Genomic DNA, 16,021 nt, shown 5'->3' on the forward strand with positions numbered 1-16,021 from the left:
CTTCACAGGAGATTTTCTAAACGTTCGGTCCTCCAATGATCCGGGTGGTAGTAGTACTGGAATGGTTCTGAGGCTGAACCGCTTCCTCCTTTACCGTTAAGCTGTCCTGGAGGTATCTTACCACTTTTACCGGCTGTCAATATTTCTCTGTTCTCGCCTAAGAATTTCAGGTTCTTAACAATGCCGTCCCATACTTTTCCTTTCTTAACACCGTAGTCTACTTTGTCTCCACCAGCAGCTCGGTTGTCTATTGCATCATCATAACCACCTCCCAGCTTACTTACAATACGCTGGCTTTCGATGTAATAGTGCTTTGTATAACTTCCGCTTCTTAACACGATATATGGATTTACATATACCGTAAAGTTACCCATATTACCGGAACCTGATTTGTGGCTACCGTCTTTGTAGACTGCCTGCCCCTGGCTTTTTCCTTTCAATACTCTTGTTCCGGATGCATCATACACGTAGTGATGTATTGCTCCGTTGTCCATAATCGAGCGGATTCTGTTTTCTTCATCCCAAACTATGTTTCTTCGCTGTCCACTGACATCGTGGGTCCAGCCGGTCAGGTTTCCATTTAAATCGTACTGGTATGACTTGTCACCAATGTGTACCGGAGCATTTGGCTGCTCTTTTCCATACTCATAGGTCATATCGTAGGTAGTTCGTTTTTGGGTTACCCAATTATTACCTTCACCACCACTGCGCTCGTGGGTCTGGTTTTTTCTTAAGATTCCACCAACGGTATTGTATTCCATTTCCAGATTATATCGATGCTTTTCATTGCTTCCGGTATAATTACCTTCTGCAGAGACTAAACGATACAGATCATCATATTCGTATGAGTATGTTGATGAACCACCCATCAGGTCACTTGATGGAACTGCTGCCCTGTTTGTCAGGCTAAGGATGTTGTTTACCTTATCGTATTCATACACATTATCCATCATGTCGCGACCCTGGCTGGTCTTGGTATTCATGTTTTTCAGTCTTCTACGATCTTCTTCATAAGAATAGGTAGTCTTAGTTCCGTTACCATATTCTAAGAATACTCGCTGACCAAACTTATCATAGCCTAGTTGCTCCACGTAGTTGAACTTGTACCCTTGCTTCTTCCCTTTCATGCTGCGAAGTAACCCACCAGCATTATAAGTATATTCTACTTTCTCACCGTCAGGGTAAGTCATTGACATTAATCTGTTCCAGGTGTCATACTCCCACTCGGTAACATAGGTTTGCTCGGTGTGTCCTGAAATGACTACGGTACGAATATTCTTGATCACCTCTCCTAGTGGACCGTAGAAGAATTCCTGTGCTCCGGAGGCATCTTCCTGAAGAACTACCCTACCAGCACGGTTATTGTCTGCTCCAGCCTCACCATAGGTATAAGTCACATTGTTTTCCGGATTTTCCGGATAAATGATCTTTTCTAAACGATTGTAATCGTATTCATAAGTTACTGCTCCACCAGATTCTCTCAGGTTAGCAGTTACTGTTTCTCTTAAGTTACTTGCAATGTCATAACTAAAAGTTGTCAGACCGGCATCCGGATGATCACGGCTGATTCGACGACCAAACCAGTCGTATTCGTACAATGTTTTGTTTTCACGATCATCCATTGAGGCGATCTTCTCATTCATCGCATTGTACTCAAAGCTTGTCCAGACACTTCCATCACTTGTTACATTTTTAACTGCCGTGACACGTTCTCTGATATCAGTATATTGAGCAGTTCGAATTCCATTTGGATCAATGGTAATGGTTTCAAACATTTTTCGACCCTGGCGATCTTCACCAAAACCGTATTTCATTTCGGTTTTAGCCCCATCCGGAAGATAGGATCTTAATGCTCTACCTAGTACATCATATTCCGTTGTAGATGGTGTGACTTAGATTAAACATTCTTTTTATTTATGGCAGGATTACCTGACGGTGATCCTGGTATGGGGTCGGTGCTAATGAAAACCCATCCCGCTATCGCGATATTTTTTTTTGCTTGTACTGCCCAATTTCAAGCGAGCTTGACTCATATAATCTTGCATCATCTTTAACCAACTGCCCCTGGTTCAAGCGTCGCCCTTGGACCGTTTATATAAATTGGCAGGATTACCTGCCGGTGATCCTGATTTTTGGGTCGGTGCTAATGAAAACCCATCCCGCTATCGCGGAATTGTTTTGTTGTTTATGCCAGTCAAGCTGAAGCAAGCTTGGCATTTCTCCGATGACGCCCTGGTTCGTGTCTCCACGAAACAGATTAAACATTAATAAATTCTGCTCCCTGGTTCAAGCGTCTCGCTTGGACCGTATTATTGATTTACATGTAGATGATCTTTGGAAAATATAATTTCATTTTGATAAAGTATTCCTATCATCCCTCCATCCTATTAATCCTAGTTCAGACAAATATCAGGATTACCTTCGGTGATCCTAATTTTTGGGTCGGTGCTAATGAAAACCCATCCCGCTATCGCGGGAATGGTTTTGTTGTTTATAGCAACCTAGCTCAAGCGAGCTTTGCTAGTCCGCTATAAACAACAAAACCCAGCACAAAAGTGCTGGGTTTTCATTGTCGGGGTGGCAGGATTCGAACCTGCGACCTCCTCGTCCCAAACGAGGCGCGATAACCGGGCTACGCTACACCCCGTAGTCTTTTACAACTAACAGCGGAGAGAGGGGGATTCGAACCCCCGGTACGGTCTCCCGTACGCATGTTTAGCAAACATGTGGTTTAAGCCACTCACCCACCTCTCCGGGTTTTGTCTTAACTACTTAACCTTCTAAATTACCGGCTTCGTTCAGCCTTTTCGTTTAAAAGTGATGCAAATATAAACGATACTTTTTTACTTCTTCAACCCTCAACCAAAAAAAATAAAAAAAGTTTTTAACACCATTTAACCCCGATCTGGTTTCCCTCTTTCACTCACTTAGTTATATTTGTTTTCTAAATTATTGTGATAACATGAATTGGTACGTCGAACCTGATAATACGGTTTACATTTTTGCCGGACTTTTTATTTTCTTATATCTGCTCTATGTAGTCAGAGTATCAGTCATATCCCGTAAAATGGGTGTCCCCTATTATGGCATTGCATTTAAAGCGATTCTGCGTACTGTCTATTTCGCATTATTTATCGTTGCTCTCCTGGGCCCGTCATTTGGCCAGGCGAAAGATCAGATACAAGCTGTGGGAAAAGATGTCTATTTCTGTGTTGATCTTTCTGAGTCGATGAATGCCAACGACATCGAACCCTCTAGGCTTTCAAAGCTAAAACATGAGCTTATCGATATAGTCGATGCATTTAGTGGCGACAGAATGAGCCTGATCATTTTCTCCGGTGAAGCATTCATCCAGTGCCCGCTTACTTATGACCAGTCCGCTCTGAGTCTTTATATCGAAACACTATCCACCAGCCTCGTGCCTGAAACCGGAACTAATTTTGGTCCGCCCCTTGAAATGGCACTATCCAAAATGGAGGAAAACGAGCAGGTGGCCGGAAAGGAAACTAATAAAATCATAATCCTGATGTCTGACGGTGAAGATTTTGGCGAAAACACGAACGAAGCAGTAAAAAAGATCAAAGATCGCGATATTTCTCTTTATACTTTAGGTATAGGTACCCGACAGGGAAGCAGAATACCTGAAGGAAGATCATATAAAGCAGACAAGCAAGGACAACCGGTGATCACGAAACTTAATCCGGAAGACCTGATCAGCCTGGCTGATGAAACAGGAGGAGAATATTACGAGATCTCAGCTCAGAAGAATGAAACCAATAAGCTGATCAAAGACGTTAAAGAGATAAAAGGTCAGGTTCAGGCAACCAAAGTTATCGATGTGAACCAAAATAAATACTGGATCTTCCTGGCCATAGCAATGGGACTATTCGTACTTGATATGTTAGTACCGGTAAAAACTTTACAACTAAAATGAGAATTTTATTATTTACGATATTATCATTTTTTTCAATCACTTTGATCTCAGCAAATAATATTGCGACGATTAATAAATTGAAAAAAGAGGCAACAGAAGCTTTTAAGAATGAAAACTACGAAGTGGCAATTGAAAAGTTCACCATCCTTAAAGATTCATTCAATGTAAAGGAAGAAAGCCTTTTATTAAACCTGGCTCACTCCTACTGGCAATCAGGTGACACCACCCAGGCACAGGGAGCTTATTCAAACCTGTTAGATGCAAAGGATAAAAAGATTCGTTCGATAGCCTATCAGCAAACCGGCAGCATTTCTTTTCACAAAAAAAACCTCGAATCAGCTATAGCTATGTACAAACAGTCTTTGCTGGCTGATCCGTATAACGAACAGGCCAGGTATGACTTTGAGCTGGCAATGAAGAAAAAGAAAGAAGAGGACGAAAAGAAAAAGCAGCAACAAAAGCAAGATCAGAATAAAGATCAACAAAACAAAGATCAGCAGAAGCAGGATCAACAAGACAAAGATCAAAAAGGCGATAAGAATAAAAACAAAAGCGGCGAAGAAAAAGAAGATAAATCAAAGAAAGAAGAGCAGGAAAAAGCCGAAAATCAAAAAGCTGATCAAAAGAAAGAACAGGAAAACGACGGTAAGGCTGAAAAAGACGACGAAGACCAGGAGCAAAATGACGAGACTGATAAGGAAAAACTCGAGAAGATGAAAAAACTTCGTGAAAAGCTTAAGGAAATGAATATGTCTGAGGAAAAAGCCCAGATGATTCTCCAGGCACTGCAAAATAATGAAGTTCAGTATCTCAAGCAGATGCAAAGAAAGTCCACAAAAGACAAAGACGACGATAAACCAGACTGGTAATACGAAAACCACTTAATTGTGGCTTTTTTTATGATAGTCAACCCTAACATTTGTTCGCCCTGACGTGAATTTGATTTTCAATTTAATTAAGTTGCAACTGAATAAACAAACATTAATCTATTAAGGATAATCCCCTTTTATAAACCATAATATTCATGAAAGAAGTATATATCGTATCCGCTGTCAGAACTCCAATAGGCAGCTTTAACGGAACATTAGCAAACATTCCTGCTACTAAACTTGGCACAATTGCGATTAACGGAGCTCTGGATAAAGCCGGCGTATCTGCGGACAAGGTACAGGAAGTATTTATGGGTAATGTAGTCTCTGCCGGATTAGGTCAGGCTCCTGCAAGACAGGCAGCTCTTGGAGCAGGCATTGGAACTGACGTACCTTGTACTACTGTTAATAAAGTATGTAGTAGCGGACTTAAATCGGTAATGTTTGCTGCTCAAAGCATCATGCTTGGACATAATGATGTAGTAGTTGCCGGTGGTATGGAAAACATGTCTTCAATTCCTTATTACCTGCCAAAAGCCAGATGGGGAATGAAATACGGCCATGGCCAGGTTATCGACGGATTAATGCACGATGGTCTGTGGGAAGTTTACAATGGTTTCCCTATGGGAAATTGCGCTGATAATACGGCAAAAGAAATGGGTATTACCCGCGAACAGCAGGATGAATATGCAATGATGAGTTATAAGCGCTCTGCAGAAAGCACTGAAAAAGGAAACTTCAAAGAAGAGATCGTTCCGGTAGAAATTCCTCAGCGTAAAGGTGATCCGATCATGATGACTGAAGATGAGGAATACAAGAATGTGAAATTTGAAAAGATACCTTCTTTAAGGCCTGTATTCGATAAAGAAGGAACAGTAACTGCTGCTAACGCAAGTACAATTAATGATGGTGCTTCTGCTTTAGTAGTAATGAGCAAAGAAAAAGCCGAAGAATTGGGAGTTAAACCAATTGCTAAAATATTAGGCTTTGGTGATGCTGCTCAGGATCCGATCTGGTTTACTACATCTCCTTCTCTAGCTATCCCTGTTGCATTAGAAAGAGCAGGTGTGAAAATTGAAGATGTTGACTACTTCGAGATCAACGAAGCATTTTCTGCTGTAGCGATTGCAAACAACATGAAACTTGGTCTTAGCGAAGACAAAGTAAATGTGTTTGGAGGAGCTGTTTCATTAGGTCACCCACTTGGAGCTTCAGGAGCGAGAATCCTTACAACACTGACTTCCGTTCTAAAACAAAAAGATGGTAAAATCGGTACTGTCGGTATTTGTAACGGTGGCGGTGGTGCCAGCGCAATGGTAATTGAGAAATTGTAATTTTCCAATAATAAATTTGAGAGCCTTGCGTTATTCGTAAGGCTCTTTTTTTATGATTTATAGTGTATATTTACCCTATGTATAAGCGTATTCTATTACTTTTTGTTATTCTAACTTCTACTGTCGCTACATCGGCACAGGATTCTTATGGTAAAAAAGTCATTACTCGTTATGGTAATGGTGAAATTAAGGAAGAATATTATGTAATCGGTCCTGATCAAAATAAGATGAACGGGCCGTATATCACCTATTATCCCAGTGGACAAATTGCCGGTGAGGGATCGTTTACTGACGGTAAGCGTGACGGGGAATTCACTTCCTATTATGATGATGGAACCAAAATGAGGATCATAAATTACAAAGAAGGACAAAGGCATGGACCTTTTAGCATTTATGATCAGGATGGAGTTAAGATCCAGGAAGGTGAATACGTAATGGGAAATATCGTTGGTAGCGTAGCTGTATATCTTGAAGAAGGAGTGCTTAAAAGTGAAACACAGTTCGAAAATGGCTCTCCCGAAGGCAGTGTAAAACAATACTATGAAAATGGAGCGGTAAGACAAGAAATTATTTATAAAGATGGTAAACAGAACGGTGTATCAAAACAGTTCTATCGCAACGGACAATTAAAAACAGAAGCTAATTACGAAGATGGATATCTCACTGGCTTCTTTAAAACCTATTACCCTAATGGTCAGCTGGAAACCGAAAGTTTTCTGGTTGATGGAAACAGGCATGGAGAGTTCAAGACTTATAACATGCAAGGTGCACTGATCATGAAAGGTGAATTCAAAGATGGATTACTGGATGGTGCGAATTTAGCCTATTATGGTTCTGGTAAATTAAAGCACGAACTTGAATACAAGAAAGGAAGCCGACAGGGATCAGCAAAGTATTATTTTGAGGATGGTTCATTAGAGAGAGAAGTAGTTTATAAAAACAGTGAAGCGTTCCAGGATATTACTGAATACTATGCCAATGGAAATGTCAAACACAAGCAATTTATTCGTGAAGGCGAGAAGAATGGTCTCTGGAAATATTATTATGAAGATGGCACACTTAGCAAGGAGATCCCATACCTTGATGGCAGAGCTCACGGAAAAGTGACTACATATTATACAAATGGTGAAAAAAAATCAGTTGCTAATTATGCTACCGGCTTTCTTCATGGTGAATACACAGCATGGTATCCGAATAAGCAATTAAGAATGAATGTAGGATACCAGCTTGGTAAAAGAAAGGGGGCATTTCTAGAATATTATGAAAATGGTCAGCTTAAAACTAAAGGTCAGTATTACGACGATAAACGAGTTGGTGACTGGAAGTTTTACGATGAAGAAGGCAACCTGCTGGAGGGAGAAAAAGTACTGGACTAATAATATTATTTAGCGGGTATACTTTGAAGCAAAAAACACTTTCTTATTTTTGCATCATGAAGCAACACGCACTGAAAGAAACTAATTATAATTTCAACGGTCAGGATAAATTCTACCGCGGCAAAGTACGGGATGTTTACACTTTTGGTGACAAGCTCGTAATGATTGCATCAGATAGAATTTCAGCCTTTGATGTGGTTTTACCAGAGCCAATCCCTTATAAAGGCCAGGTATTAAATACGATCGCAGCCAAATTCCTTGAGGCGACAAAAGATATTGTACCTAACTGGGTAACAGAAGTCCCTGATCCAAATGTAACCATCGGATATGCCTGTGAAACCTACCCTGTAGAAATGGTGATCAGAGGATATCTTGCCGGTCATGCATGGAGAACTTACAAGTCTGGTAAAAGAGAACTATGTGGAGTTCAGCTTCCTGAGGGATTAAAAGAAAACGATAAATTACCTGAACCGATCATCACTCCTACCACCAAAGCGCACGAAGGTCATGATGAAGACATTAGCAGGGAAGAAATTCTAGAGCAGGGTTTAGTTTCAGAAGAAGAGTATAAATTACTTGAAGAATATACCAGGGCTTTGTTCCAGAGAGGAACCGAAATGGCAGCTAAACAGGGTTTAATCCTTGTAGACACCAAATATGAGTTTGGAAAATTCAACGATAAAATTTACCTTATAGACGAAATTCATACACCTGACTCATCGAGATATTTTTATGCGAAGAGATATGAAGAAAGACAGGCTGCGGGAGAACCTCAAAAGCAATTGTCGAAAGAATTTGTAAGGCAATGGTTGCTTGAAAATGGCTTCGCTGGTAAAGAAGGTCAAAACATGCCTGAAATGACTCCTGAGAAGATCAACGAGATAAGCGACAGGTACATTGAATTATATGAAAAAGTAACAGGGTTACCTTTTAAAAAGGCTGACAATACACAAATGGAAACCCGAATTGAAGAAAACATTAAAAACGCATTGTCTTTATGAAATACGAACTCGAAGAACAAGATAAATATACAATAATCACACTTAAGCAGGAAAAAGTAGATTCATCCATTGCCCCGGATATTAAATCTAAATTAGTAAAAATGCATGCCGAAGGTGTTGGCAATCTCGTCATCGACCTTGCAGATGTTAAATACATGGATTCTTCTGGTTTAAGTGCTTTACTTGTAGGAAACAGACTGTTTACAGAAGATGGAGGAGACTTTATTCTGTGTAATATATCTGATCATGTGATGAAATTAATAAACATTTCCCAGCTGGATAAAGTTCTATCTATAGTACAGAACAAGGAAGAGGCTGTTGATCTGGTTTATATGAACGAACTTGAAAGAGAGTTCAAAAAAGAAAATCCTGATGGGGAATAATACGTTAAGTTGATTTTTATTTTTTAAACTATACACTATTGGCTTTTTATATAACAATACTGGGGTCTAATGCATCGACGCCTGCATACGGGAGAAACCAGACGTCGCAGTATATCAAATTGCATGGTCACAACTTCTTAATGGACTGTGGAGAAGGCACTCAATTGTTATTAAAAAAGAACCGCCTCAAAATTCAACGAATTAATAAAATATTTATAAGTCATTTGCATGGTGATCATTATTTTGGTCTTATAGGCCTGGTATCCACCATGCATTTACTGGGCCGTACTACTCCATTGGAAATATATGGTCCAAAAGGGTTGGGTGAAATTTTAACTATCCAATTCAAATATTCTGACACCAAACTCAGATACGATCTTACCTTTAAGGAACTTGATTACGGAAAAAGCGGGGTTATTTTTGAAGATAAAAAGATTCAGGTCGAGCATTTCCCTTTAAAGCACAGAATCGATTGTCATGGGTACATTTTCAAAGAAAAGCCTAAGCCAATCAGGATCAATCGGGATGCCATTCCGGAAAACCTGGCAGTGGAAGAAGTTTCTATTTTAAGACAGGGCAAGTCTGTTTACAATGAAGATGGAAGTATTAAGTATGATAAAAAAGAATATACACTTCCACCGAGAAAGTCTTTTAGTTATGCTTTTGCCTCCGATACTATTTATGATCCTGAGATTGTAAATTATATTAAAGATGTGGATCTCCTTTATCATGAGTCTACCTTTTTAAAGGATGAAGAAGAACGTGCTGCCCAGACTTTTCACTGCACTACCTACCAGGCTGCAGACATTGCAAAACGTGCTAATGTAGGCAAGCTTCTCCTGGGTCATTATTCAACCAGATACCGTAATCTTGCCCCCTTCGCTGAAGAAGCGAAAGAAATATTCGAAAATTCTGAACTATCTGTTGAAGGCAAGGTTTACGAACTAAAAGATTAGATCACGTGACAATTTCAGGAAGCGAAAAGAAAAGAAATCTATTTTTCATCTTATCAGGTATTTTTTTAACCAACGCCCTACTGGCAGAAATCGTTGGTGTGAAAATTTTCAGCCTGGAAAAAACTTTTGGAGCCAACCCTGTTAATTTCGAACTCTTTTCTGGTGCCAACATGAGTTTTAATTTAACTGCCGGAGTGATTTTATGGCCGGTGGTATTTATCACCACTGATATAATCAATGAATATTTCGGTCGAAAGGGTGTAAAGAAAATCAGTTTTGCTACGGTAGCATTTATTTCCTATATGTTTATCGTTATTTTCATTATCACTAAGCTTGCTCCTGCCGATTTTTGGTTAGAAACTAATAAACAAGGTGCAAATGGTGATAATTTCAATGTTAATTTTGCTTTCAATAAATTATTCCTCCAGAGTGCTGGAATTATTATCGGTTCATTGATAGCTTTCCTCATCGGACAGCTCCTGGACGTAACAGTATTTCACTACCTGAGAAGGTTTACAGGCGCAGATAAGATCTGGTTGAGAGCAACCGGTTCTACTTTAGTTTCTCAATTAATTGATAGCTTTGTGGTATTATATATTGCTTTTATACTTTTTGCTCCTGCAAATAGTAAATGGACATATACCCAGCTATTAAATGTTGGATTAATGAACTACATGTATAAATTTGTTGTGGCGATAGTCCTCACTCCCCTGCTCTATCTTGCCCATTGGCTTATTGATGGATACCTGGGGAAAGAAAAAGCCGATGAATTAATGGAAGAAGCGGCCAGAAGCAGCCGCTAACTTAATTTTTATTAGGATTTTCTATATTTACTTTTTTATTCTGATATAATTCGACAATCGTCTGTTGTCGTCTGATCTCAGCTTTCTTAAGGAAAGTCCTGTTGAGGTTTTCTTTTATTTCATGCTCGAGTTCCATGATCTCCTGCTCATATTCAACAATATCCGAATAAAGATCCTTATTCTTATCCTGTAGCTTATCTTTGCTACGCTCAAGCTTTTTTAGCTCCTTCTTTATGTTTTTTTCAAGATCTCTGTTATCAGCTACTTTTGCATCATACATATCATCTTTATATTTGGCGATCTTCTCACTATTAAGCTCAATAGTCCTTTTGTTTGTTTGGATATCCTGCTGAGCATGCTCAATATCGATTTCGTTATCTTTAACACCCTTACGGAATTTCTCGTGATCTTTCTGTAGATCATCCAGTTCATCTTCAAGATCTTCCAGGATTTCTTCTTCCTTTTCAATCTGTGTATCTACAACATCCTGGTAAACCTCTTTAGCATAAGAACCAACATAAGCTTTAAGCCTGTCAAATGCCCTTTGATCTACTTCACTGGTAAGAACATTCATTGAATCAGCGACATAGGTTTCAACTTTCACACCATCATCGGCTTTATCTATCTTTGCATACAAGCTCAGTTCCCTATCTTCAAAACCATCTATTTTTTGGTTTTCTACATAATGCAAATTCCCTTCGTTAATAACCTTACTTTTAAAAACAGAAAAGATATTCTCAAGGTCTTTCTCCCATATTTTAATTGCCTGTTCAAGCTCTGCCTCAGGTATTACCACAGAAACACCTTCATGTTTACCACGATTAAGATCAACCGTAGTAACCTCAAACACAAATGATTCCGGTTCATCAATGTCTTCCAGGTCTGAATAATCGTTAATGTCTTTAAGTAACATTTTATAGTTCTCAGGAAGCTCTCTTTCCACTTCGACAAATACTGTATCAGTTACAGTACGTACAGTCTCATTCTTATCTTTTGATGTTTCCTGACTCAAAAGATTGATAGTTGAAAAAATTGATAAAAAAGTAAAAAATAATATAGTTCTCATGTTATCTAGTTTCCATTTAGCCTTCATAAATATGAAAAAAATCTCTACAAATCTAATTATTTTAATAAAAAAGAGCTTGCAGTTATTAAATTTGAATACCAAAATAAACAACTGCAAATGGATAACTTGTACCGCTTACATATTCCCGACAAAATAAAATACCCAATTTTGATCAGCGTTCCTCATTCCGGGACATTTATCCCGGATGAAATTTCAGCTAAAATGAATGAAGATCTGATTACCGAACTTGAAGATACTGATTGGTTTGTTGATAGACTATACCAGTTTTGTCATCAGGAAGGAATTCCGATGATAATTGCTAATTACCATCGATGGGTGATTGATCTGAATAGAAATCCGGAAAACAAATCTCTATATAATGATGGCAGAGTAATTACCGAGTTATGTCCTACCAAAACGTTTAATGACGAATCGTTATATCTTGAAGGTAATGAACCGGACAACGATGAGATAGAAAGCAGGAAAAAAAATTTTTACTACCCATACCATGTAAAGGTTAAAGAATTACTCAATGAAATAAAATCAGAATTTGGCCAGGCATTACTTTTTGATGCTCATTCTATCAAAAAGCAGGTTCCGGGAATTCGAAAGGAGCCATTCCCTGATTTTATCCTGGGAGACAATGAGGAAAAATCAGCTTCAAAAGAAATTATAAAAATTGCGTATGAAAACCTCGCATTAAATAACATCGGAGAATTTACTCATAATCAACCCTTTAAAGGCGGGCAGATAACCAGAAGTTTTGGAGACCCTTCAAATAACATTCATTCATTACAACTTGAAATGGCTAAGGTTAACTATATGAGCGATGATGAGACTAAATATGATTGTGACCGGGCTAAAAATGTACAGGAAAAGCTCTTAAAACCATTATTAAACAACCTTGGCAAATATTTATTGAATAATAAGTAAGCATTCTCCACATGAAATACCTTCATATACCACAACTTATCACGGAAAACGGTCCTGAAGAAACATATTTAACTCTTGATGAAAAAGGAATAATCACGGAATCCGGACAGGTTGAAAAAAATAACATTGAGTATTATACAATCAATGGAGTCGTTTTACCGGGAATCCCCAATTCTCATAGTCATGCTTTTCAATATGCAATGGCAGGTCTGGCTGAAGTTCAGCAGCGAAGCGAAAGCGATGACTTCTGGACATGGAGAAACTCTATGTATAAACTTGCTTCTAATATCTCCCCGGAGAATCTGGAAATAATAGCGACTCAATTATATGCTGATATGCTTACTTGTGGATACACTCATGTCGTAGAATTTCATTATCTGCACAGACAACCCGATGGAAAACCCTATTCAGATAATGCAAGAATGGGTAGAAGCCTTATCAAAGCAGCAAAAACTGCAGGAATAGGTATTACATTAATGCCAGTATATTATCGTCTCGGTAATTTTGGCCAGGCACCTGTTGAAGGACAGAAAAGATTTTTATCAAAATCCTTTGACCAATATAAAAAACTCGTCATAGACACAAATGCTATGATCAGAGAGGAAAATCATGGGCAAATTGCCATTGCTGCACATTCATTACGAGCAGTGGATGAAGAAGATCTTTTTAAATTAAGTGAATTGGGGGATGAGTTGAATTGCCCAATCCATATACATATTGCCGAGCAATTAAAAGAGGTAAAAGATTGTTTTGACTACCATAAGAAAAGACCTGTAGAATATTTACTGGACCTCGATATTTGTGATAATAGATGGAACCTTGTCCATGCTACTCACCTGACGGAAGAAGAAACAATAAGAATGGCAGAAGCTGATGTTAACGCAGTTATTTGTCCCAGCACGGAGGGCAATCTTGGAGATGGCTTCTTTAATATGCGATTATATCTGGAAAGTAATGGACGATTTTGCATTGGTTCTGACAGCCATATAGGTTTATCTCCATTTGAAGATATGAGATGGCTGGACTACGGTCAAAGACTTGTAACTCATCAGCGAAATACATTTAACACCTCATTCCGGTCTGAAATGCTTCATGGTGTCGTATTGCAGGGTAGAAGATCAGCCGGATTAAACAGTGCAAGATATTTCAATCAAGGTATACCTTTTAATGCTATCGCAATTGATGATTCACATCCTCTTGTTGGTTCTGCCAGTCCTGAAAACCTTCTGAGTACAATTCTTTATAGTGATTCAACGATTAAAATAAACGACGTCTATCATTCTGGAAAGAAGGTAGTTGAGGATGGAAATCACGTAAAAAGAAAAGAAATAGGAACAAATACCCTCAAAACTTTAAAAAACACCGGACTTAGATAGGGATTATTTTTTATAACTGTTAAAAAATGATATATTAGTATTATTAATCTAAGCTAGATATAGATTTTTTACAGATATAGTGATGCTTATAAATAATTTTAAGGCATACAATTTTTTTAAGAATGCCAATTTTCAGATAGTTTTTCTTTCCCTCATATATATCCTTGCGGCTTTAATGGGTATAAAAACGATGATGCCTGATATTAATGTCACTCCGGTATGGCCTGCAACAGGGATAATATTTGCTTTTGTATTGATAATGGGATATCAATCATGGCCAGGAGTATTTATCGGTTCATTAATATCAAACTTTCTTTTATTTAACTTTTTCGGCTATTCTTTTAATTATGACAGCATATTAGCTGCAATATTTATTTCTGTCGGTCATACTGTTGAAGTACTGGTTGGATTTGTTTTGGTCAAATTCTATATAAAAACCGATAAAATATTTATTAAGACCATCGATACATTTAAATTTTTAGGTGTAAGTATGTTCATGAGTACTATTGGAGCATTTATTACAGTTGGAGCCTATCAGTACTTTGAGCTTATTTCATACCAGGATTATGTATTTAAATTTGTCACCCTTTGGATTGGCTCAATGGTAAGTTTGCTTCTTTTTACTCCATTCATATTATCGTGGAAAACTAAAACAAGATGGACACTTACCAAAAATCACCTCTTTGAATTTATTGCTTTCTTATTAAGTATAAGCATTTTATGGATATTGTGGCAAATTGACTTCTTAAGTATGCCCATAGAAAAATCATTTCCATTATTATCCATACCATTTCTTCTATGGCTTGCATTTAGATTTAATTTACAGGCTTCCATGACAGGAATCCTGATACTTGCTCAGGGCACTATTTTATATACTGTAGATGATTTGGGTCCTTTTGTAGCTAATAATCATCAAAATTCACTTTTACTTCTTCAGATCTACATCGCAGTTGTTTCTGCTATGACCATTATTGTATCAGCTACTGTAACAGAGAGGAATGAGGCTCAACAAAAATTGATCGGTTTTAATGAAAACCTGGAAGCTAAAATTCAGGAACGAACCAGTGAGTTAAAAGAAGAGATATCAAACAGAAAGAAAACCGAAAAAGAATTACTTACAAGCAATAGAGATTTAATCAAAGCCAATGAAGAGCTTGACAACTTTGTTTATAGCGTCAGTCATGACCTCAGGGCTCCTATTGCCTCTGTACTTGGATTGGTAAACCTTGCCCAGCTTGAAACCGATATAAAAAGAGTAAAAATCATCCTTGAAAAAATAGCAAAGAGTGCCGAACAACAGGATGCATTTATAAAAGACATTCTTGATCTTTCGAGAAATGCAAGGCTGGAAGTAGAAAATGAAATAATAGATCTGTCAGGAATGGCTTTGGATATCTGTCAGCAACTGAAATATAGTGGTCACAATAAGCCGGTTGAACCTGAGATCAATATTGAAAAATCAAGTGAATTTGCTTCTGATGCCAAAAGACTAAGAGTTATCCTGAATAACTTACTATCTAATGCGATCAGGTACAGTGATGATGAAAAACCTACTGTAGTAGTTGATGTAAAGATCACTAAAACAAGTGTGCGTTTAAGGATCTCTGATAATGGAATTGGTATAGAAAAAGATCATATGCCAAAGATTTTTGACATGTTCTACAGGGCGACAGATAAAAACTCCGGTAGTGGTCTTGGTCTTTACATTGTTAAAGAAACCTTAAACAAATTAAATGGACAGGTATTCCTTGATTCAACGCCGGGTAAAGGAACAGATGTAGAAATTATACTTCCTAACAATATCAGCTTCCTCCCTCCTGCTAAGAAAAAGAATCCGAAGAAAAAAACAACAAAAAAATCTTCTCCAAAAGTGCAAAAAGACCAGCCAGAAAATGCTAAGGGAATAAATAGTGCTAAAAAAATTGAAAAACCAGAAACCAAGACTTAAAAAAATTTGCCTAATGCTATTGCTAACTTAATATAGATTATA

13 protein-coding genes and 2 tRNA genes are annotated in these 16,021 nt (G+C 38.0%); 11 read left to right on the forward strand and 4 right to left on the reverse strand.

The annotated features are described in order from the left end of the window. Positions 1 to 2: 2 nt before the first annotated feature. From DCC35_RS20945 to DCC35_RS12260, 3 genes are all read right to left on the reverse strand, one after another. Positions 3 to 1,814 (reverse strand): RHS repeat domain-containing protein, encoded by a 1,812-nt coding sequence (locus DCC35_RS20945; RefSeq protein WP_217495829.1) that lies wholly within the window; start codon positions 1,812 to 1,814, stop codon positions 3 to 5. 758 nt (positions 1,815 to 2,572) lie between these two features. Next, positions 2,573 to 2,647, reverse strand: a tRNA-Pro gene (locus DCC35_RS12255). Positions 2,648 to 2,667: 20 nt separating this feature from the next. Beyond that, a tRNA-Ser gene (locus DCC35_RS12260) sits at positions 2,668 to 2,754 on the reverse strand. A gap of 208 nt (positions 2,755 to 2,962) precedes the next feature. Between DCC35_RS12260 and DCC35_RS12265 the strand changes: the two genes are divergently transcribed. The 8 genes from DCC35_RS12265 to DCC35_RS12300 all read left to right on the forward strand — a co-directional run bounded on the left by DCC35_RS12265 (position 2,963) and on the right by DCC35_RS12300 (position 10,656). Continuing rightward, positions 2,963 to 3,934 carry a vWA domain-containing protein gene (locus DCC35_RS12265; RefSeq protein ID WP_137091076.1) on the forward strand — a complete coding sequence of 324 codons (972 nt, stop codon included), beginning with the start codon at positions 2,963 to 2,965 and terminating at the stop codon, positions 3,932 to 3,934. Next, positions 3,931 to 4,803 carry a tetratricopeptide repeat protein gene (locus DCC35_RS12270; protein WP_137091077.1) on the forward strand — a complete coding sequence of 291 codons (873 nt, stop codon included), beginning with the start codon at positions 3,931 to 3,933 and terminating at the stop codon, positions 4,801 to 4,803. Before DCC35_RS12265 ends, DCC35_RS12270 begins: the two co-directional genes overlap by 4 nt. A gap of 155 nt (positions 4,804 to 4,958) precedes the next feature. Further along, the gene (locus DCC35_RS12275) at positions 4,959 to 6,137 is read left to right on the forward strand and encodes an acetyl-CoA C-acyltransferase (protein WP_137091078.1); all 1,179 of its coding nucleotides are present in this window, start codon (positions 4,959 to 4,961) and stop codon (positions 6,135 to 6,137) included. 77 nt (positions 6,138 to 6,214) lie between these two features. Further along, a complete protein-coding gene (locus DCC35_RS12280; protein WP_137091079.1) occupies positions 6,215 to 7,513 on the forward strand; it encodes a toxin-antitoxin system YwqK family antitoxin in 1,299 nt (432 codons plus the stop codon). A 56-nt stretch (positions 7,514 to 7,569) separates the two neighbouring features. Next, the gene (locus DCC35_RS12285; protein WP_137091080.1) at positions 7,570 to 8,514 is read left to right on the forward strand and encodes a phosphoribosylaminoimidazolesuccinocarboxamide synthase; all 945 of its coding nucleotides are present in this window, start codon (positions 7,570 to 7,572) and stop codon (positions 8,512 to 8,514) included. Next, on the forward strand, positions 8,511 to 8,897 hold the full coding sequence (locus DCC35_RS12290; RefSeq protein WP_137091081.1) for an STAS domain-containing protein: 387 nt from the start codon (positions 8,511 to 8,513) through the stop codon (positions 8,895 to 8,897). Before DCC35_RS12285 ends, DCC35_RS12290 begins: the two co-directional genes overlap by 4 nt. Before the next feature lie 38 nt (positions 8,898 to 8,935). Then, positions 8,936 to 9,853, forward strand: coding sequence for a ribonuclease Z (locus DCC35_RS12295; RefSeq protein ID WP_137091082.1), 918 nt, complete (start codon positions 8,936 to 8,938; stop codon positions 9,851 to 9,853). A gap of 5 nt (positions 9,854 to 9,858) precedes the next feature. Then, positions 9,859 to 10,656: a queuosine precursor transporter gene (locus DCC35_RS12300; protein ID WP_137091083.1), complete on the forward strand. Its 798-nt coding sequence runs from the start codon at positions 9,859 to 9,861 to the stop codon at positions 10,654 to 10,656. 1 nt (position 10,657) lies between these two features. Here the strand turns inward: DCC35_RS12300 and DCC35_RS12305 are convergent, their stop codons facing one another. After that, on the reverse strand, positions 10,658 to 11,722 hold the full coding sequence (locus tag DCC35_RS12305; protein WP_137091084.1) for a coiled-coil domain-containing protein: 1,065 nt from the start codon (positions 11,720 to 11,722) through the stop codon (positions 10,658 to 10,660). 117 nt (positions 11,723 to 11,839) lie between these two features. On the opposite strand from DCC35_RS12305, the gene DCC35_RS12310 reads away from it, so the two are divergent. The 3 genes from DCC35_RS12310 to DCC35_RS12320 all read left to right on the forward strand — a co-directional run bounded on the left by DCC35_RS12310 (position 11,840) and on the right by DCC35_RS12320 (position 15,979). Then, positions 11,840 to 12,655: an N-formylglutamate amidohydrolase gene (locus DCC35_RS12310; protein WP_137091085.1), complete on the forward strand. Its 816-nt coding sequence runs from the start codon at positions 11,840 to 11,842 to the stop codon at positions 12,653 to 12,655. Between the two features lie 11 nt (positions 12,656 to 12,666). After that, positions 12,667 to 14,031: a formimidoylglutamate deiminase gene (gene hutF / locus DCC35_RS12315; RefSeq protein WP_137091086.1), complete on the forward strand. Its 1,365-nt coding sequence runs from the start codon at positions 12,667 to 12,669 to the stop codon at positions 14,029 to 14,031. Between the two features lie 82 nt (positions 14,032 to 14,113). Beyond that, positions 14,114 to 15,979 (forward strand): MASE1 domain-containing protein, encoded by a 1,866-nt coding sequence (locus DCC35_RS12320; RefSeq protein ID WP_137091087.1) that lies wholly within the window; start codon positions 14,114 to 14,116, stop codon positions 15,977 to 15,979. The last annotated feature ends 42 nt before the right edge of the window (positions 15,980 to 16,021 follow it).

The sequence above is a fragment of the Mangrovivirga cuniculi genome (assembly GCF_005166025.1).
In the GTDB taxonomy this organism is placed as follows: domain Bacteria; phylum Bacteroidota; class Bacteroidia; order Cytophagales; family Cyclobacteriaceae; genus Mangrovivirga; species Mangrovivirga cuniculi.

Coding starts and splice junctions, on each gene's coding strand:
- DCC35_RS20945 (WP_217495829.1), bottom strand. CDS start 1,814: ATGAAATACGGTTTTGGTGAAGATCGCCAGGGTCGAAAAATGTTTGAA.
- DCC35_RS12265 (WP_137091076.1), top strand. CDS start 2,963: ATGAATTGGTACGTCGAACCTGATAATACGGTTTACATTTTTGCCGGA.
- DCC35_RS12270 (WP_137091077.1), top strand. CDS start 3,931: ATGAGAATTTTATTATTTACGATATTATCATTTTTTTCAATCACTTTG.
- DCC35_RS12275 (WP_137091078.1), top strand. CDS start 4,959: ATGAAAGAAGTATATATCGTATCCGCTGTCAGAACTCCAATAGGCAGC.
- DCC35_RS12280 (WP_137091079.1), top strand. CDS start 6,215: ATGTATAAGCGTATTCTATTACTTTTTGTTATTCTAACTTCTACTGTC.
- DCC35_RS12285 (WP_137091080.1), top strand. CDS start 7,570: ATGAAGCAACACGCACTGAAAGAAACTAATTATAATTTCAACGGTCAG.
- DCC35_RS12290 (WP_137091081.1), top strand. CDS start 8,511: ATGAAATACGAACTCGAAGAACAAGATAAATATACAATAATCACACTT.
- DCC35_RS12305 (WP_137091084.1), bottom strand. CDS start 11,722: ATGAGAACTATATTATTTTTTACTTTTTTATCAATTTTTTCAACTATC.
- DCC35_RS12310 (WP_137091085.1), top strand. CDS start 11,840: ATGGATAACTTGTACCGCTTACATATTCCCGACAAAATAAAATACCCA.
- hutF (WP_137091086.1), top strand. CDS start 12,667: ATGAAATACCTTCATATACCACAACTTATCACGGAAAACGGTCCTGAA.
- DCC35_RS12320 (WP_137091087.1), top strand. CDS start 14,114: ATGCTTATAAATAATTTTAAGGCATACAATTTTTTTAAGAATGCCAAT.